The sequence below is a fragment of the Curtobacterium sp. APC 4022 genome (assembly GCF_030407555.1).
GTDB lineage: Bacteria > Actinomycetota > Actinomycetes > Actinomycetales > Microbacteriaceae > Curtobacterium.
In genome coordinates, this window is record NZ_JASDDD010000012.1 from 42,707 (window position 1) to 59,951 (window position 17,245).

The 17,245-nt window shown below is 72.3% G+C and carries 16 protein-coding genes and 1 tRNA gene; 9 read left to right on the plus strand and 8 right to left on the minus strand.

Annotation, left to right across the window (positions count from 1 at the left end):
• Positions 1-16 precede the first annotated feature (16 nt).
• Positions 17-994, minus strand: a complete 978-nt coding sequence (locus tag QL987_RS05945; protein ID WP_290156742.1) for an NAD(P)H-quinone oxidoreductase — start codon at positions 992-994, stop codon at positions 17-19.
• Positions 995-1,130: 136 nt separating this feature from the next.
• On the opposite strand from QL987_RS05945, the gene QL987_RS05950 reads away from it, so the two are divergent.
• Positions 1,131-1,646, plus strand: coding sequence for a hypothetical protein (locus QL987_RS05950; RefSeq protein WP_290156743.1), 516 nt, complete (start codon positions 1,131-1,133; stop codon positions 1,644-1,646).
• Positions 1,647-1,729: 83 nt separating this feature from the next.
• Here QL987_RS05950 and QL987_RS05955 read toward each other — a convergent pair whose 3' ends face one another.
• Genes QL987_RS05955 through QL987_RS05965 form a run of 3 tightly spaced genes read right to left on the minus strand, consistent with a single transcriptional unit; the run spans position 1,730 to position 4,074 of the window.
• Positions 1,730-2,611 (minus strand): aldo/keto reductase, encoded by an 882-nt coding sequence (locus QL987_RS05955; protein WP_290156744.1) that lies wholly within the window; start codon positions 2,609-2,611, stop codon positions 1,730-1,732.
• Positions 2,608-3,192 carry a DUF6264 family protein gene (locus tag QL987_RS05960; RefSeq protein ID WP_290156745.1) on the minus strand — a complete coding sequence of 195 codons (585 nt, stop codon included), beginning with the start codon at positions 3,190-3,192 and terminating at the stop codon, positions 2,608-2,610. Before QL987_RS05960 ends, QL987_RS05955 begins: the two co-directional genes overlap by 4 nt.
• A 9-nt stretch (positions 3,193-3,201) precedes the next feature.
• Positions 3,202-4,074, minus strand: coding sequence for a CoA ester lyase (locus QL987_RS05965; protein ID WP_221850485.1), 873 nt, complete (start codon positions 4,072-4,074; stop codon positions 3,202-3,204).
• A 232-nt stretch (positions 4,075-4,306) separates the two neighbouring features.
• Between QL987_RS05965 and QL987_RS05970 the strand changes: the two genes are divergently transcribed.
• Together QL987_RS05970 and QL987_RS05975 are read left to right on the plus strand one after the other, a co-directional pair.
• A complete protein-coding gene (locus tag QL987_RS05970; RefSeq protein ID WP_258376648.1) occupies positions 4,307-8,005 on the plus strand; it encodes an AAA family ATPase in 3,699 nt (1,232 codons plus the stop codon).
• Positions 8,006-8,410: 405 nt separating this feature from the next.
• Positions 8,411-8,998, plus strand: a complete 588-nt coding sequence (locus QL987_RS05975; RefSeq protein ID WP_111073750.1) for a CDP-alcohol phosphatidyltransferase family protein — start codon at positions 8,411-8,413, stop codon at positions 8,996-8,998.
• Positions 8,999-9,313: 315 nt separating this feature from the next.
• Here QL987_RS05975 and mscL read toward each other — a convergent pair whose 3' ends face one another.
• From mscL to QL987_RS05990, 3 genes are all read right to left on the minus strand, one after another.
• Positions 9,314-9,820, minus strand: a complete 507-nt coding sequence (gene mscL / locus QL987_RS05980) for a large conductance mechanosensitive channel protein MscL (protein ID WP_290156746.1) — start codon at positions 9,818-9,820, stop codon at positions 9,314-9,316.
• Between the two features lie 74 nt (positions 9,821-9,894).
• Positions 9,895-10,236 (minus strand): FmdB family zinc ribbon protein, encoded by a 342-nt coding sequence (locus tag QL987_RS05985; RefSeq protein ID WP_221850488.1) that lies wholly within the window; start codon positions 10,234-10,236, stop codon positions 9,895-9,897.
• A 1-nt stretch (position 10,237) separates the two neighbouring features.
• Positions 10,238-10,822, minus strand: a complete 585-nt coding sequence (locus QL987_RS05990) for a 5-formyltetrahydrofolate cyclo-ligase (RefSeq protein ID WP_111073747.1) — start codon at positions 10,820-10,822, stop codon at positions 10,238-10,240.
• A 103-nt stretch (positions 10,823-10,925) separates the two neighbouring features.
• On the opposite strand from QL987_RS05990, the gene galU reads away from it, so the two are divergent.
• The 6 genes from galU (at position 10,926) to QL987_RS06020 (ending at position 15,705) form a co-directional block, all read left to right on the plus strand.
• A complete protein-coding gene (galU, locus tag QL987_RS05995) occupies positions 10,926-11,816 on the plus strand; it encodes a UTP--glucose-1-phosphate uridylyltransferase GalU (protein WP_111073746.1) in 891 nt (296 codons plus the stop codon).
• Positions 11,817-11,905: 89 nt separating this feature from the next.
• Entirely contained in the window at positions 11,906-12,565 is a 660-nt protein-coding gene (locus QL987_RS06000) for a GNAT family protein (protein WP_111074169.1), read from the plus strand.
• A gap of 139 nt (positions 12,566-12,704) precedes the next feature.
• Positions 12,705-13,811 (plus strand): hypothetical protein, encoded by a 1,107-nt coding sequence (locus QL987_RS06005; protein WP_290156748.1) that lies wholly within the window; start codon positions 12,705-12,707, stop codon positions 13,809-13,811.
• 75 nt (positions 13,812-13,886) lie between these two features.
• Positions 13,887-13,962 (plus strand) — tRNA-Ala (locus QL987_RS06010).
• A 173-nt stretch (positions 13,963-14,135) separates the two neighbouring features.
• Positions 14,136-14,570 (plus strand): VOC family protein, encoded by a 435-nt coding sequence (locus QL987_RS06015; RefSeq protein WP_290156749.1) that lies wholly within the window; start codon positions 14,136-14,138, stop codon positions 14,568-14,570.
• A gap of 73 nt (positions 14,571-14,643) precedes the next feature.
• Entirely contained in the window at positions 14,644-15,705 is a 1,062-nt protein-coding gene (locus QL987_RS06020; RefSeq protein ID WP_290156750.1) for an amidase domain-containing protein, read from the plus strand.
• A gap of 98 nt (positions 15,706-15,803) precedes the next feature.
• Here QL987_RS06020 and QL987_RS06025 read toward each other — a convergent pair whose 3' ends face one another.
• The gene (locus QL987_RS06025) at positions 15,804-17,150 is read right to left on the minus strand and encodes a hypothetical protein (RefSeq protein WP_290156751.1); all 1,347 of its coding nucleotides are present in this window, start codon (positions 17,148-17,150) and stop codon (positions 15,804-15,806) included.
• Positions 17,151-17,245: the final 95 nt, after the last annotated feature.

Here is a 17,245-nt window from a genome sequence, read left to right on the forward strand (position 1 = left end):
CTCGCATGTGATGTCCTCAGATGGCCAGCAGGAGTTTCCCGATGACGTCGCCGGAGGCGAGCCGGCGGTGCGCCTCGGCTGCGTCCGCGATCGGCAGCACGGCATCGATCACCGGACGCACCTGTCCGTCCTCGACGAACGGCCAGACGTCCCGCCGCACGGCCGCGACGATCTCGGCCTTCTCGGCAGCGGGACGAGCCCGGAGCGTGGTCCCGCTCACCGTCGCGCGCTTCCGCATGAGCTGTCCGATCGGCAGGGTCGCATCCGCCCCGGCACCCGCGGCGATGATCGCCAGGTGCCCGTTCGGCGCGAGGACCTCGAGGTTCCGGTGCAGGTACGACGGGCCCACGACGTCGAGGACCACGTCCACGCCGACGCCGTCCGTGAAGGCCAGCGCACGCTCGACGAAGTCCTCGTCCCGGTGGTCGATCACCAGGTCCGCGCCGAGCTCCCGGGAGGCCCGGACCTTCCGCTCGCCGCCCGAGGTCGCGATCACCCGCGCGCCGAGGGCCTTCGCCCAGAGCACCGCGTGCGACCCCATCCCACCGGTCCCGCCGTGCACGAGCAGGGTCTGGCCCGGTCGCAGTCCGGCGAGCATCCCGATGTTCGAGTACACCGTGCAGGCCGCCTCGGGCAGCCCGGCGGCCGCCACCAGGTCCAGGTCGTCCGGCACCGGCAGCAGCTGCGCCTGCGGGACCACGGCGAGCGAGGCGTACCCGCCGCCGCTGAGCAGCGCACACACCCGGTCGCCGACCGCCCAGTCCGTGGCGCCGGTGCCGAGGGCACGGACGGTGCCGGACACCTCGAGCCCGAGCACGTCCGATGCTCCGGGCGGCGGCGGGTAGTTCCCCTGGCGCTGCTGCAGGTCGGCGTTGTTCACGCCGGCGGCGGCGACCTCGACGAGGACCTCACCGTCACCGGGGACCGGGTCGGGCAGGTCGCCGAGGGTCAGGACGTCGACGTCGCCGGGCTGGGAGAAGGTGATGGCACGCATCCCTCGACCGTACGCGCCCGCCGGCGGCTGTCGAACCGCGAAGCCGGGCCCGCCCGGTCGCCCAGAGGCAGCCGTCGGTACTGTCGGACGCGAACGTGTCCGATCAGGGACACGTCGCGAACTCACGGGGGATCCCATGTCCACGAAGCACCTCACCGTCCTCGCCACCGCCGCACTCGCCGCGGTCCTGCTCACCGGCTGTTCCGCGGGTGGCGGCACGACGGGGACGGGCTCGGCGTCGCAGGGGGCGACGACGGGTGCGAACTCGAGCGGATCGTCGAGCGCGCCGACGGAGGCCGCCGACGCGTCCGGCACGCAGTCCAAGGCCGACGCCTGCCAGGCCTTCGAGAGCAAGGTCCGCTCCGCCGCCGAGGGCCTGCAGTCCCAGGCCGCCAAGCTGCAGTCGGACCCGTCCGCCGCGGTCGCGAAGCTCAAGGAGCTCGACTCGAGCATCGACGACGGTGTCGCCGCGGTGACGAACACCGAGGTCAAGGGCAAGGCCGAGGCGTTCCAGAGCGCCTACGGCGACATGGTGACCCGCCTCGAGGCGATCACCAAGGACCCGAAGTCCGCCGACCTGTCGGCGTTCCAGTCCTCCGCCACCGCGGTCCAGACCGCCGGCACCGACTTCGACAAGACCTGCGCGTCCTGACACGCGACCCGCGTCGCTGAACGCACCACGGGCCTCCCGGCTGTCCGGCCGGGAGGCCCGTGGTGCGTCGTGCCGTTGGCCGGCTACTCCGCCTGGTCCGGTCGTGACGCGTCGAGCCGGTCGACCTCTTCGGGCCGCAGCTTGACGGTCGCCGCCGTGACGGAGTCGAGGATCGACTGCGGGCGGGACGCTCCCGGGATCGGGACGACGACGTCGCTCTTCGCGAGCTCCCACGCCAGGGCGATGACCTGCGGGGTGACGTCGCGCTCCCGGGCGAGGAAGGCGAACTCCTCGGCCGTGGTGCCGAGGTCCGCCGCGCCGCCGATGCCACCGAGGGGGCTCCACGGCAGGAACGCGATGCCCATCTCGTCGCAGAGCTCGAGTTCCGACTCGCTCGAGCGGAACACCGGCGAGAACCGGTTCTGCACCGAGGCGAGCCGACCGCCGAGGACCTCGTTGGCCTCCCGGATCTGGTCGACGGTGGCGTTCGAGATGCCGGCCATCCGGATGACGCCCTCGTCGAGCAGCTCGGCGAGTGCCCCGACCGAGTCCGCGTACGGCACGGCCGGGTCCGGGCGGTGGAACTGGTAGAGGCCGATCGCGTCGACGCCGAGGCGCTTCGCGGAGGCCTTCGCCGCCTCCTTGAGGTACGCCGGGTCGCCGTTCTGGGCCCACGCGCCAGCCTCGGGGCGGAGGTGGCCGCCCTTGGTGGCGATGAGGACCGCGGAGGTGTCGCCCGAGTACTCCCGGACGGCCTTCGCGATGAGCTCCTCGTTGTGCCCGACCTCGTCGTGCGCGGCCAGGTGGTACGCGTCGGCGGTGTCGATGAGGGTGACGCCGGCCTCGAGGGCGGCGTGGATGGTGGCGACGGAGCGCCGTTCGTCCGGCCGCCCCTCGATGGACATCGGCATGCCGCCGAGTCCGATGGCGCTGACGGACGTGTCTCCGATGACTCGTTGCTTCATGCGCCCAGCATGCGCCCGGGGGTCGGCCCGGCGTCCAGGGGAGGACCGGTCAGGTGGTGGGGCAGCTGCGCGGTCGCGACGGAGGCGCCCCGGCCGACGCCCTGGTCGTCGAGGGTGTGCACGAAGAGCACGGTGCCCCAGGTGACCGCCGCGACGGCCAGGACGAAGCCGATGCCGGCGATCCACCACGACGTCCGACGGCGGATCCAGGCGCGCACCGCGAACACCAGCGTCACGACGCCGACCACGAAGGCCCCGCCGACGGCCAGGACGGCACCGCCGACGAGCCCACCCGCGCTGCAGGTCGCATCCGTGCCGCAGGACGTCGCGGCGGACGCGACCGCGATGACGCCCGCGACGGCCGCGACGGCGGTGAGGACGGCGCCCGCCACGAGGAGCAGGACGGTGGACACCCGATCCGCGATCCTGCCGGGCGGGAACAGCGAGGTCGCCCCCTGCTCCCACGCGGCGCGCTCGGCGTCGGTGGCACGCTGGGCGCCCGGGCCCCACGGCTGTGCGGGGCCGTCGTGCTGCGTGCGGTGGTGCTCGGGTCCGGATCCGGGGACGTTCGACCAGGTCATGGGACCGTCCTACCGGGGCTCCACCCCGAACGCCTGGGCGAGGCGCTGGATCTTTTGCGCGCGACCCAGGCGCGGCAGGTCCGAACCGTCGCGGATGACGCGCCCGCGGGCTTCGAAGTCGTCCAGGAAGTCCTGCGCCCAGGCGACGTCGGTCGGCGTGGGGGAGATGACCTCGTTGATCACGGGCAGCTGCTCGGTGTCCAGGCAGAGCTTGCCGGTCAGGCCGAGCGACACCGCGACCTGCGACTGCTCGCGGAGGATCGGGTGCGACGAGCCCACGGTCGGGCCGTCGATCGGGCCGGGCAGGTCACCGACGCGGGACGCCACGACCAGTCGGGAGCGGGGGTACGCCATGGCCAGGGTGTCCGCGCTCGTGCCGGTGTCGCGGCGGTAGTCGCCGCTGCCGAACGCCAGGCGGAACGCACCCTGTGCCTTCGCGATGCTCGTCGCGTCCTCGATGCCGACCGCGGACTCGACCAGGGCGATCACCGGCGTGTGACCGCCGAGACGGTGCCAGGTGTCGGTGACCTGGGCGGGGCTCTCGGTCTTCGCGAGCATCACGCCCTGCAGACCCGGCAGGCCGCGCAGTTCCTCGAGGTCGTCCTCCCAGAAGTCCGTCGTGACGTCGTTGACCCGCACCCAGGCCTCGCCGGAGCCGGCCAGCCAGGCGGCGACGGTGGACCGGGCGGCGGGCTTCGCAGCGGGGTCGACGGCGTCCTCGATGTCCAGGATCACCTGGTCGGCGCGGGACCGGGTGGCACCGTCGAAGCGGTCCTCGGCGGTGCCGGCGACCAGCAGCCACGAGCGCGAGATCTCGGCGGGGACCGATCGACGCCGGGAGACGGCAGGGGCGGACGGAGCGGTTCGGTCGTCGATGGCCATGCACCGTTGGTACCACACCCGCGCGTCCGGCCGCGGTGTGGCGGGCGGGGTGACCGGGCGAAAACCCGGAACCGCGCGCTCATTGCCGGAGTGCCACGACGCTTCCGCCTACAGTGGGCGTGTGTGGCGAGTGGACAGGACGACCGGCGATGAGGACGACGTGACGAACGACGACGCCTCGGTCGACGGCGATGCGACGGAGGGCACGGACCTGCCCGACGAACGGTCCGCGCTGCGCCCCGAACTCCAGGTCACCAGCCCGCACGCGATCAGCCTCGGCGACCCGCGTCTCACCGCGGGCAACGCCGCCGAGCCCGCGTGGGACGCCTGGCGCGAGCAGCTCGCCGGCGTCGGGGGCACCAGCCCGCTCGTGCACTTCGCCGACCACCCGCGCGGCCGCATCGAGCTGTCGACGACGCACCCGGGCGGCCTCGCCCAGTTCATCACCGGCAAGACGACCCTGCTCTCCAGCCTGATCCGCGACGAGGTGGCGCTCCGGGCGGCCCGCGTCGCCGCCGGGCACGTCGAGGCGAAGGGCACCGAGCTCGCGACGGTCCGGGGCATCGACGCCGTGAAGCTCGGCATCGGCATCGCCGACTGGCAGCACGGCGACGACCACTTCCGCGGGCCCGTCCTGCTCCGCCCGCTGGCGATCCGCCGTCACGGTCGGGACTTCGAGGTACGCCTGCTCGGCGAACCCGTCCTGAACCCGGGCCTGTCCGACGCCCTCCGCGAGCAGTTCGGGGTGACACTCGACGCGCAGTCGTTCGTCGCCCTCGCGCAGCAGGACGGCTCGTTCACGCCGAACCCCGTGATCGACCGCCTCCGTGGCCTCACCGCGCACATCCCCGGCTTCTCCGTCCACGCCCGACTGGTCGTGTCGACGTTCGCCGAGGTCGCGACCGGGCTCGTCGAGGACACCGACGACCTGGCACACCCCGTGCTCGACGCCCTCGCCGGCAACCCCAGCGCCAAGTGGCAGGTCGAGCAGTCGTACCACCCGGTCGAGCAGACCCCCTCGGACGAGCGCAGCCCGGAGACGGACACACTCCTGCTCGACGCCGACGACGAGCAGGAGAACGTGATCGCACAGATCACGGCCGGCAACTCCATCGTCGTGAAGACCCTGCCCGGCACCGGCGGCACCCAGACGATCGTGAACGCCCTGGGCGGACTGGTCGCGGCGAACAAGCGCGTGCTCGTGGTCAGCCCGCGTCGTGCGACCCTCCGCGGCATCGCGGCCCGCTTCGGCGAGGTGCACCTGCCGGGCGTCGCCGTCACGCCGGGCACCCTGCGCCGGGACGTCGTCCGGGCCATCGCCCGCAATGAGAAGGCCAGTCGCCCGAACCTCCGCGAGGTCGACGACGCCCTGGTCCGGCTCCGCAAGGTCCTCACCGACTACCGCGGCGCCCTGACCCGCACCGACCCGGACTTCGGCGTCAGCGTGCTCGACTGCCTGGTCGAGCTGTCGCGGCTGTCCCTGCTGCCGGTCGCCCCCTCCACCACGGCCCGGTTGTCCAAGCAGTCCGTCGTGTCGATGGTGTCCGGCCGCGCCCGCGTCGCCGAGACCATGGTCAGCGCCGCGAACCTCGGCGAGTTCCGCTACGGCCCGGACGACTCGCCCTGGTACGGCGCGAAGTTCAACTCGAGCGACGGTGCCCAGCGCGCCCACGCGACGGCGCGGGAGCTCGACGGCGGATCGTTGCCGGCCCTCCTGCAGCGTGCGCACGACCTGGTCGCGTCGACGCACATGCGGCAGTTCACGACGATCAACGAGCTCGGCATCTACCTGCGTCTGCTCACCGAGATCCGCGACACCCTCGACCGCTTCCTGCCGATCGTCTTCGACCGGTCGGTGTCCGAGCTCGTCGCCGCCACCGCACCCCGGGGCGAGGGTGCGCCGATGTCGAGCACGAACCGACGCCGGCTGAAGAAGCTCGCTCGTGAGTACGTCCGACCGGGCGTCCACGTCTCCGACCTGCACGAGGCGCTCACCCGCGTCCAGCAGCAGCGGGTCCTCTGGCAGCGCTACGTCGCGGCCGGCGTGAACCCCGAGGTCCCCACCGGCATCGCCGACGTCCAGGTGCTGTTCTCGAACGTCGTCGAGGACCTCGCGCGTCTCGACGAGCCGCTCGGCCGCGCCAGCCGCGACCAGCAGCTCGCGAACCTGCCGATCGAGCGCCTCGTACCGACGATCGCCGAGCTCGCCGCCGAGTCCGACGTCCTGCACAACCTGCAGGAGCGCACCGAGCTGATGCAGACGCTCCGCGACCTGCAGCTCGAGCCGCTCCTCACCGACCTGGCGAACCGGCACGTCCCCGACGTGCAGGTGCCCGCCGAGCTCGAACTCGCCTGGTGGCAGTCCGCGCTCGAGACCATGCTGGAGTCCGACCGGGCACTGCTCGGCGCGAACACCGACATGCTCGACCGGGTCGAGGCCGACTTCCGACTCGTCGACGACGCGCACGCGGCCGGGGTGTCCCAGGGCCTCGCGTGGCAGCTCGCCGAGAACTGGAAGGTCGGGCTCGTCGACTGGCCGGAGGAGTCCGCCGCGCTGAAGAGCCAGCTCCGCGACGGCGCGATCACCTCCCGCCTGCTGCACGACTCGGCACCGCACCTGTCCCGTGCGATCGCCCCGGTCTGGCTCGCCTCGCCGTACGAGGTCGCGCAGATCGCGGACACGATGCCGTTCGACACGGTGATCCTCGTCGACGCCGGAGCCGTCACCATCGCCGAGACCGTCGGAGCCGTCCGTCGTGCCCGCCAGACCGTCGTCTTCGGCGACCCGGTCACGCAGACGCCGTCGCCGTTCCGCATCGCCGTCGACCCGGAGCACCGCGCCCTGCAGGTCGACGAACAGACCCTCGACGCCCTGCACGCGGACTCCGCCCTGGCGAAGCTGTCCACGCTGCTGCCGACCCTGTCGCTCACCCGCTCGTACCGGGCCGGCGGCGAGGACCTGGCGGAGCTCGTCAACCGTCGCTTCTACGGCGGCCGGATCGAGTCGCTGCCCTGGGCCGGCTCGTTCCTCGGCCACGGGTCGATCGCGCTCGACTACGTCAGCGAGGGCAAGGCCGTCCCGGACCCGGAGTCCGGTGCCGTCGAGAGCGTCGACGCCGAGGTGGACCGTGTCGTCCGTCACGTCATCGAGCACGCCCGCACCCGGCCGACCGAGTCGCTCATGGTCATCACGGCCTCGGCGAAGCACGCCGTCCGGGTCGAGCAGGCCGTCCTCGCGGCAGCGCAGGGGCACAAGGACCTCACCGAGTTCGTCATCGGCGACCGTCCCGAGCCGTTCATCGTCGCCACGCTCGAGCAGTCCGTCGCGCAGAGCCGTGACCGCGTCGTGTTCTCGATCGGCTACGGCCGGACCCCGCATGGCCGCGTCCTCCGCGACTTCGGCCCGCTCGGCAAGCCCGGCGGGGAGCGCCTGCTCGCCGTCGCCATGACCCGTGCCCGCCGGTCGATGGTCATCGTGACGTGCTTCCAGCCGTCCGACATCGAGGCCGAGCGGATGGGCCACGGCACCGTCGCCCTCGCCGAGATCCTGGCCGAGGTCCGCGCCCGCACCACCGCCGAGTACGTGCCGGACGACTCCGACCCGCTGCTCGTCGACCTGGCCCGCCGGCTCGAGATGCGCGGCATCCCGGTCGCGCTCGGCCACCGCGGCAAGCTCGGCCTGGTCGCCGCGCACGGCGGGGTCTGCGTCACGATCGAGACCGACGCGTCGCTGGTGAAGGGGTCGCTGCGCGAGTCGCTGCGCCTCCGACCCGAGGTGCTCCGCCGTCTCGGTTGGCACTACGTCCGCGTGCACGCGTTCCAGCTGTTCTCCGACCCGGACCGGGTCGCGAACACGGTCGCGCAGGTGCTCGGCGTCGACCGCGGCGCCACCCAGGAGATCTCGATCCCCCCGGTGCCCGCACGCCGATGAGCATCGCCCTCCCGCTCGTGACCGTCGGTTCCTGCCGCTCGTGACCGCTCGGCCCTCCCGTCGGGCTGCGCGCCCGGCCGGCCCGGTCACGTCGACCACGGAGCAGCTCACCGGTTCGTGGACGCCCGAGGCGACCACCCCACGGACGGGAGGCGCGCAGCCGACCGCAGCCGAGCCTCCCGTCCCGCAGGGGGTCGCGGACACGTCGCCCGCGCCGTCCGTCGGTGTCGTCCGGTCCGGCCGTCGCGTCACCACCAGGCCCGTCCCCGGCAGCGACCCGACCCCGTCACCCGAGCCCCCGCGGCACGGGACGGGGGAGAACGACGACCGGCTCCTCCGCGACCGGCCGCCGCACTGGGGCTGACCGGTACGCTGGGGGTCCTGAACCCCGAACGGAAGCGTGTGATGACGGAGCCCTCCCGGCGGACCCGGCCCGACTGGCAGACGTGGCCGAACCTCATCACGATGGTGCGGTTCGTCCTCATCCCGGTCTACGTGGCGCTCGTCGTCGCCGGCCACCCCGGATGGGCACTGACCTCGCTGGTCGTCCTCGGCGTCAGCGACTGGGCGGACGGGTTCCTGGCCCGCCGCCTGCACCAGGAGTCCGAGCTCGGCAAGGCCCTCGACCCGATCGCCGACCGGCTGGCGATCGTCGCGATCGTGCTGTCCCTCGTGCTCGTCGGGTTGCTGCCGTGGATCGTCGTCGTCATCGTGGTCACGGTCGACCTGGCGCTGCTCGCCCTGTCGAGTGCGTGGTTCCGCGGCAACCCGGGCCTCCGCGTGACGTGGACCGGCAAGATCCGGTCGGCGCTGCTGTTCGTCGGGCTGCCGGTGCTGCTGTTCTCGTCCACCTCGGTCGCGGTGGACCACCACTGGATCCGGAACGTGGCGCTCGTGTTCGTCTGGCTCGGCACAGTCGGGCACGTCCTGGCCGGGCTGCAGTACGCGGCGGAGATGTCCCGGAAGCACCGGACGCAGCGCGCCCCGGCGTAGGTGCCTCCGCCGCGCGCGGCGCCCCGGCGCGCCCGCGTCCCTCCGCCGAGCGGTCACGACACCCCGTTCACCTTCTGGCTCGACGGGGTGTCGCGACCGCTCGGCGCTATGCCAGCGGGGTGTCGTGACCGCTCGGTAGGGGCCGCTCCGGCCTGACGTGCGACCCACGGGAGGCCCGGCTGACGCCCGCCACGCCCGCGTGGCACCCTCGACTGGTCACGACACCCCGTTCACCTTCCGGCGGAACGGGGTGTCGTGACCGCTCGGCGTCGGGCCGACGGGGTGTCGTGACCGTTCGGCGGGGGCGGCTGCGCCCTACAGCTTGGTCGAGCCGGCGATGCCGGGACCCTCGGGAGCGGTCGACGGTGCGACGTGGGCGCCACCGCCGGTCGGCACGGACGCCTCGTCACCACCCTGTCGACGGAGCAGGTCGCGGATCTCGAGCAGCACCTCGACGTCGGTCGGCGGGACGTCCTGCGGCGTCTGCTCCTCGTTCTTCTTCACCCGGTCGAACGCGACCTTCTTCAGGTGGTTCACCGGCACCACGAGGGCGAAGTACACGACCGCGGCGACGATGACGAAGTTCAGGACGGCGCCGATGATCGCGCCGAACAGGATGTCCGCGCTGCCGCCGGAGACGGTCGGGATCTTCCAGATCAACGCCTTGTCGAGGCTCGACGCGTTGAACACCGCACCGATGAGCGGGTTGATGAGCGAGTTCACGATCTTCGTGACGATGGCGGTGAACGCCGCACCGATGACGACCGCGACGGCCAGGTCGATGACGTTGCCGCGGAGCAGGAACTCCTTGAAGCCCTTCACGTGAGCCCCCCTTCTGTCGTGGACGGCCACCGTGTGGTGACCCGCTCCAACCTATCCAGCGGGCGCGGAGTCGGTCAGGATCCCGAGGTCGACGATCCTGCGCTCGAGGTGCTCGGCTTGCTCGCGGACGACCCGGAGCCGGACGAACCCGACCCGGACGACCCGGACCCGGAGGACCCGGACGCCGATGACCCGGACGAGCTCGACCCCGAGCTGCCCCCGCCCTCGCTCTTCGGCGCCGGCCGCGAGTCCGTCCGGTAGAAGCCGCCCCCGTTGAAGGTCACGCCGACCGGCGAGAAGACCTTGCGCAGGACCCCGCCGCAGACCGGGCACTCGGTCAGGGTGGCGTCGGAGAACGACTGCTTGATGTCGAACGCGTTGTCGCACTCGGTGCAGCGGTACGAGTAGGTGGGCACGTCAGCTCCGGAACGTGATGATGCGCGACGGCGTGATGATGCCGTCCACGGGTTCGTCGTGGGCTTCGCGCGGGACCTCGTCGAGGTACTCCGCATCGAACACCACAGCATAGACGGGCGGGCGCTTCGCCATGGACCCGAGCGTCTTGTCGTAGTAGCCCCGGCCCCAGCCCATCCGGACGCCGTCGTGGCCGACCGCGGCGGCCGGGGTGAGGATCGCGTCGACGTCGTTGATCGCGAGGGGGGAGAGGACCTCGCCGACGACCTCGGGCATGCCGAACAGCCCTTCGCGCTCGGAGGTGCCGTCGCCGACCGCCCAGTCGAGCAGCCCGTCCTCGCGGGTGACGGGCAGGAGCACACGGATGCCCTGCTCGAACGCCCAGTTGAGGAACGGCCGGACGTCGGGTTCGTCGGGCGCCGAGAGGTAGACGGCGACCGAGGCGATCTGCCGCTCCTCGACGAACCGCTGCAGGGTCGCGGTGAGCGACAGGGAGTCGGTGTCGCGTTCGGTCGAGGTCCGGCTGCGCCGCCGCTGCCGGAGGTCGGCTCGCAGGGCACGCTTCTCGTTCCCGAGATCGGCGGTCATGGCGACGAGTGTAGCGATCACGGGTGATGCGGCTTCCCGCCGATCTCGGTGTCCCCCTATCCGTTGACATGCCTCGGAATAGGGGATCGGATACGGTCGCTGCATGGGCTTCCAGATTTCGAAGGCCGTGATCCCCGCTGCAGGGCTGGGCACGCGCTTCCTCCCCGCGACCAAGGCGATGCCGAAGGAGATGCTCCCCGTCGTCGACAAGCCGGCCATCCAGTACGTCGTGGAAGAGGCCGTGGACGCGGGTCTCACCGACGTCCTCATGATCACCGGGCGCAACAAGAACGCGCTCGAGAACCACTTCGACCACGTGTCCGAGCTCGAGGAGACCCTCCGGAAGAAGGGCGACCACGAGAAGCTGCAGAAGGTCAACCAGTCGACCGACCTCGCGGACATGCACTACGTCCGGCAGGGCGACCCGCTCGGCCTCGGCCACGCGGTGCTCCGCGCGAAGATGCACGTCGGCCGCGAGCCGTTCGCCGTGCTCCTCGGCGACGACATCATCGACGCCCGCGACCCGCTGCTGAAGCGCATGATCGAGGTCCAGGGCGAGAAGAACGCCACGATCGTCGCCCTCCTCGAGGTCCCGGAGTCGCAGACCCACCTCTACGGCATCGCGACGGTCGAGCCGACCGACACCGACGACGTCGTGAAGATCACCGGCCTGGTCGAGAAGCCGGCGCAGGGTGAAGCCCCCTCGAACCTGGCCATCATCGGCCGCTACGTGATCCGCCCCGAGGTCTTCGACGTCCTCGAGAAGCAGGAGCCCGGCAAGGGCGGCGAGATCCAGCTGACCGACGCGCTCATGAAGATGGCGAGCGCCGAGGAATGGACAGGGGGCGTGTACGGCGTCGTGTTCCGTGGACGCCGCTACGACACCGGTGACAAACTCGACTACATCAAGGCGATCGTGCAGCTCGCCTCGGACCGTGCGGACCTCGGGCCGGACCTCAAGTCCTGGCTCAAGGAGTTCAACGCGGGCGAATGAGTCGACCCATCCCGCACGGGTCCGGTGCACCCGGGCCCGTGCGGGACACCCGTCCCGACGAGATCGGGACCCCGGAGGAACCAGAAGCGATGACGACGATCCCGACCCTCACCCACGGGCGGGTCACCATCCGCCCCCTCCGGGTCCGTGACTCCCGCGACCTCGACCTCGCGCTCGCCGGCAACCGCTCCTGGCTCCGCACCTGGGAGGCGACGAACCCCTCCGGCATGGCGTCCTCGGACGTCCGCGGGAGCATCCGCGCACTGCAGGCGAACGCCCGGGCCGGGTTGGGCCTCCCGTTCGCGATGGAACTGGACGGTCGTTTCGTCGGCCAGCTCAACGTGTCCGGGATCACGTACGGCTCGCTCGCCAGCGCGTCGATCGGGTACTGGGTCGTGCAGGACGCGGCCGGCCACAACGTGACCCCGACCGCGGTCGCCCTGGCAGCGGACCACTGCTTCCGCGTCGTCGGCATCCACCGTCTCGAGATCTGCATCCGTCCGGAGAACGCGCCGAGCCTCCGCGTCGTCGAGAAGCTCGGCTTCCGGTACGAGGGTCTCCGTCGCCGGTACATCCACATCAACGGTGACTGGCGTGACCACTTCTGTTTCGGTCTCGTCGGCGAAGAGGTGCGGGACGGCGTCCTCGACCGCTGGGTCCGCGGACAGGTCCCGCTCGGCACCGGGCGCGTGCCCGAGGACGCCTGGGACGAAGCGGCCGTGCCGCTCCCCGTCTCGCCGCATGGCTGAGCCGGTCCGCAGCCGCCGGTCCTCCTGACATAGCTGTCGGTCGGGAGGCCCGCCCTCCGTCCGACGGATCCGTCACGACTCGCTCGACACGCTCCCGGCAATGGGCGTCCCGGCGGTGCGCTCCCCCTACCGTTGCCCCATGGGATTCGGGACCTGGGGCGGCGGCGTCGTGCTGCTCGTGGCGGCAGTGCTCTGGGTCGTGTACCTGATGCCCGCGTGGGCAGCGAGACGCGAGTACCTGGCGACCGAGCGGAACGCCATCCGACTGCAGCAGACCCTCCGCATCCTGGCGCAGACCGCCGAGCTGCCGGACGAGGTGCGCGTCGAGATGAACGCGAAGTCCCTCGCCGAGGCCCAGCGCGTCGCCCGGTCCGAAGAGGCTAAGCGTGCCGCCATCGTCCGCGCCCACGAGGCCGCACGGCAGCGCGAGATCACCCGTCGTCTGGCCGCCCAGGCCCCCGTCCTCGAGCAGGTGTCCTCCGTGCCCGCACTGACCGCGATGCGGATGCGTCGCTCCCGCCTCGGCGCCACGATCCTCGGCACGCTCGGGCTCGTCACGGCGCTCGTCGTCCTGGTCACAGCGCCCGGGGCCTGGATCCTCGCCGTCGCCGGACTCGTCGCCGCCGCGGGGTCCGCCGCGGTGCTCGCGCAACTGCACCAGGTGGCGACCGCACGGCGCCGTCGGGCCGCAGCCGGTGCGCCGGAGCAGCGCCGCGCCTCCCGTCCGGCCAGCACCTGGACCGACCCCGCGCCACCCCTGTCGACCGAGCAGCCCGAGGCCGCGCCGGCCGAACGCACCTGGACGCCCGGTGCCGTCCCGAAGCCGCTGTACGTGCAGACCCCCGCAGCGCCCGAGCCGTCGCCGGAGTCGTCGGCCGTGCTCGCCGCGCGGCTGCGGGAGCGGGTCGCGAAGGCGAAGGCCGAGGCCGAGGCCGAAGCCGCTGCGATCCGGGCCGGTGAGTCCGACCCGTCGCTGGCTCGGGTGTCGCGGATGCGTGCCGACGTCGAGGAGGCCGCGGCGGCATTGTCGTCGCACGACCAGGGACGGCTGGCGGAGCGGCTCGGCCTGCGGGCGGCGCCGGCGGCCGGACCGGAGGCGTCGGCTGGCCCGAAGGCGGCTGGGTCCGCACCCGAGCCCGAGGCCCCGTCCGCGCCGAGCCGCTGGGCCGGGATGGGTGTGATCGGCGATGACGCGTACGGGCAGACCGACCTGGACGCGATCATGCGTCGACGTCGCGCCGTCTGACCGGCAGCGGCACGCCCGACCGCCGCGGCCCGATTTCGGATCGCTGCACCGCGGTGCTATCGTGGTCGAGCACTTGGGGCTATGGCGCAGTTGGTAGCGCGTCTCGTTCGCAATGAGAAGGTCAGGGGTTCGAATCCCCTTAGCTCCACCAAGTAGGACGACAGGCTCGGGACCATCGGTTCCGAGCCTGTCGTGTTCCGGGTCGGTCGTGTTGCGAGCCGGTCGTGTTCCAGGGCTGTGGTCTTCCGTGCGTGCGTTCCGCGGTCGGTCCTTGCCGGTGTTCGGCACGGCTGGCACGATGAGCCCCGGACGAAGGAGCCCATCATGACCTCACGACTGAACCCGTACCTCGGCTTCCGCAACGACGCCCGGCAGGCGCTGGAGTTCTACCACTCGGTGTTCGGCGGGGACCTCCGCATCGGCACGTTCGCCGAGATGGGTGCCGTGCAGGACCCGGCGGACGCCGACAAGGTCATGCACGGCCAGCTCGAGACGACCCGGGGCTACGCCCTCATGGCGTCGGACACCCCGTCGTCGATGAGCCGGTCCGAGACGAACAACATCTCGATGTCGCTCTCGGGTGACGGTGACGACGCTGACGACCTCCGCGGCTACTTCGCGGCGCTCTCCGACGGCGGGACCGTGCTCGAGCCGTTGACCCAGGCGCCGTGGGGTGACGAGTTCGGCATGGTGACAGACCGGTTCGGCGTGACCTGGCTCGTCAACATCACCGCGACGCAGCCGTCGCCCGACGCCTGACCTGGGGCGCCCGGGTGGGGCTGCCGAGTCGGTCGGCAGATCTCCGACACCTTCGCATAGCCTGGGACACGTCATGACTGCCCCGATCACGCGCCGCACCCTCCTGTCCCTCGCCGGCATCACCGGTGTCGGCTTCGTCGCCGCTGCCTGCTCGTCGGACGGACCGGGTGCCGGGTCGTCCTCGGCGGCTCGCGGTTCCGGCGCTGCGGGCTCGGGGGGCGCCTCCAGTCCGACGAAGGAGGCTGCCGCGAAGCCGACCGCCACGTCCGTGCGGCCTGCGGAGGTCCCGCTCGCCGGCGGTGTCACCGTGACGGTCACTGGCACCGGGCTGGCCTCGGTGGCGGGCGTCACGGTCGGCGGTGTCGCCGCGCGCGACGTGTCGGCCACCGCCACGACGGTCACCTTCACGGCCCCGCACCAGGCGATGTACACGGCGGGATCGGCGGACGTCGCACTGTTCACGACCGCGGTCCGTCCGGTGCCCTCGGCGAACCAGACCTCGGACGGCAACGGCAGCGCGGCCAACGACGGCCAGGTCGGTGCGACCCAGGACTCCACGACGGCGACGCCCACCCCGACGACGGCTGCCGTGCCGGATGCGAGCTCCGCGGTCGCGACCACGACGGTGGCCTACGCCGCGAAGACCGACGTCGACCGGCAGCTGCAGTACGCCATGCGGCACTGGTCGGACTACAACACCGCCGAGTACGGCACCATGAACCCGATCGGCGGGGACTGCGCCAACTACGTGAACCAGACGCTGCAGGCCCGCGGGTGGCAGCAGCGCAGCGACTGGTACAACCGGGCCGGTGGCGCGGAGCACTCCGCCACCTGGACCTACTGCCCGGCGATGGACCCGTGGCTCGACCAGAACGCGTCGACGTTCGGCTTGACGCGGCGGACCTCCGACGAGCGACAGCACGTCAAGGTCGGCGACATCGTCATGTTCGACTGGAACGCGAACGGCTCGCCGGACCACACGACCATCGTGTCCGAGGTGTTCACCGAGTCCGACGGCACGATCCGCATCAAGTCGGCGAGCCACAACCAGGACGGGCCGTACCGGGACCTCGACGAGATGATCACCGTGCAGCACCCGGGCGGCACCGCCTGGTTCCACACGTTCGACGCGTAGCCCGCCCGGGGTCACCCGACACGGAGCGCCGGGGTCGCCCGACGAGGGACGCGAGGGTCACCCGACGCGAGCGCCGGGGTCCCCCGATGCGGGGCGCGTCAGGGGAACCCGAGGAACCAGAGCAGCACGACCGCGACGGCCTGCAGGCACACACCCGTGACGAGCCACCCGACGGCCCGGCGCCGCGTCGCCAGGAACACGTCCGACCCGAGCAGCGGCGCGGCCGGCATGAGCAGCCGCGGAAGGCTCTGCTGCGGCAGGAACACCGCCACCAGGTACGCGACGTAGGCGATGACGAAGCCGAGCACCTCCGGCCCGAGCGCCCGGACGTCCCGTCGCCCGAGGAACCACGCCGTGCCCGCGAGCACCACCACCACGAGGACGAGTCCCGCCGGCCCCAGCCACCGTCCGGCCATCAGGAACCACGGCGTCAGCGGGGTGAAGTCGACCCGGCCAACGAACCCGACCCACCAGGACAGCTCCGTGTCGAGGTACGCCCCCGGACGCCCGGTGACCGCCGACGCCACGACCGGCCAGGCGAGTCCGGCCGCGGCCACCACCAGCCCGGCGACGACGACCGCCACGCGCTCCCGCCACGGGAACGGATCGCGTCCGCCGACAGCGGGCGCGTCGACAGCGGGCGCACCGACAAGGGGCGCGCCGACAGCGGGCGGACCGACAACGGGTCCGGCGACCGCTCGGGCCGCGCCCTGCGCTGCAGAGCCCCGCCGGTCCGCGACCCAGCGCACGACCAGGTGCACCGCGAGCGCCACAGCCAGCGCCAGCACCCCCGGCCGGGTGAACGCCGCGACGACGCCGAGCACCGCCACCAGCCAGTACCGCCGCCGCACCAGGGCGAGCAGTGCCCCGAACAGCAGCAGCAGGAACATGCTCTCGGCGTAGGCGACCTGCAGCAGGTACCCGGTCGCGCCGAACGCGAAGAGGGCCGTCGCCCACCGTGCACGTCGGGCGTCGGCGACCGCCAGCACGAGCCGGAACAGCACGACGCAGGCACCGGCACCGCAGACCGTCGCGACCAGGACCCCGGCCACCCAGAACGAGGCACCGGTCACGGACATGACCGCACGCACCACCCCGGGGAACACCGGCAGGAACGCCCACGGGTTCGGCACCACGTGGCCGGAGCCGTCGGTCGGCAGATCGTGGGGGTACCCGTGTTCGGCGATGGTCCGGTAGAAGGACGCGTCCCACGACCCGGAGAACGTCGCGAACGACGGATCGCGCCGGTACGAGGCGAAGTGCCAGCCGTTCGCGGTCGCCAGCAGGTAGACGGTGCCGAGCAGCAGCGTGCTGACCACGCGGGAGGCCAACCACAGCAGCAGGGGAGTGGTCCACCTGCTGGAGCGTGCCTCCAGGACGGCCGTCACCGTCCGATGGAGGCGGGTCGGCGCGGAGGCCCGGGTCGTCTCCAGCAGGTCCGTCACGCGCACGATCCTCCCAGACCCGGTGGTGTCCACTCGCCGCACGACGGCCAGGCCGCGTCCAGCGGCAGGGCGTTGCATCGCGGTCGACCCCTGGA

Bases quoted from the DNA above. Each gene is read 5' to 3' on its own strand.
- QL987_RS05945 (WP_290156742.1), bottom strand. From the start codon at position 994: ATGCGTGCCATCACCTTCTCCCAGCCCGGCGACGTCGACGTCCTGACC.
- QL987_RS05950 (WP_290156743.1), top strand. From the start codon at position 1,131: ATGTCCACGAAGCACCTCACCGTCCTCGCCACCGCCGCACTCGCCGCG.
- QL987_RS05955 (WP_290156744.1), bottom strand. From the start codon at position 2,611: ATGAAGCAACGAGTCATCGGAGACACGTCCGTCAGCGCCATCGGACTC.
- QL987_RS05960 (WP_290156745.1), bottom strand. From the start codon at position 3,192: ATGACCTGGTCGAACGTCCCCGGATCCGGACCCGAGCACCACCGCACG.
- QL987_RS05965 (WP_221850485.1), bottom strand. From the start codon at position 4,074: ATGGCCATCGACGACCGAACCGCTCCGTCCGCCCCTGCCGTCTCCCGG.
- QL987_RS05975 (WP_111073750.1), top strand. From the start codon at position 8,411: ATGACGGAGCCCTCCCGGCGGACCCGGCCCGACTGGCAGACGTGGCCG.
- QL987_RS05990 (WP_111073747.1), bottom strand. From the start codon at position 10,822: ATGACCGCCGATCTCGGGAACGAGAAGCGTGCCCTGCGAGCCGACCTC.
- galU (WP_111073746.1), top strand. From the start codon at position 10,926: ATGGGCTTCCAGATTTCGAAGGCCGTGATCCCCGCTGCAGGGCTGGGC.
- QL987_RS06000 (WP_111074169.1), top strand. From the start codon at position 11,906: ATGACGACGATCCCGACCCTCACCCACGGGCGGGTCACCATCCGCCCC.
- QL987_RS06005 (WP_290156748.1), top strand. From the start codon at position 12,705: ATGGGATTCGGGACCTGGGGCGGCGGCGTCGTGCTGCTCGTGGCGGCA.
- QL987_RS06015 (WP_290156749.1), top strand. From the start codon at position 14,136: ATGACCTCACGACTGAACCCGTACCTCGGCTTCCGCAACGACGCCCGG.
- QL987_RS06020 (WP_290156750.1), top strand. From the start codon at position 14,644: ATGACTGCCCCGATCACGCGCCGCACCCTCCTGTCCCTCGCCGGCATC.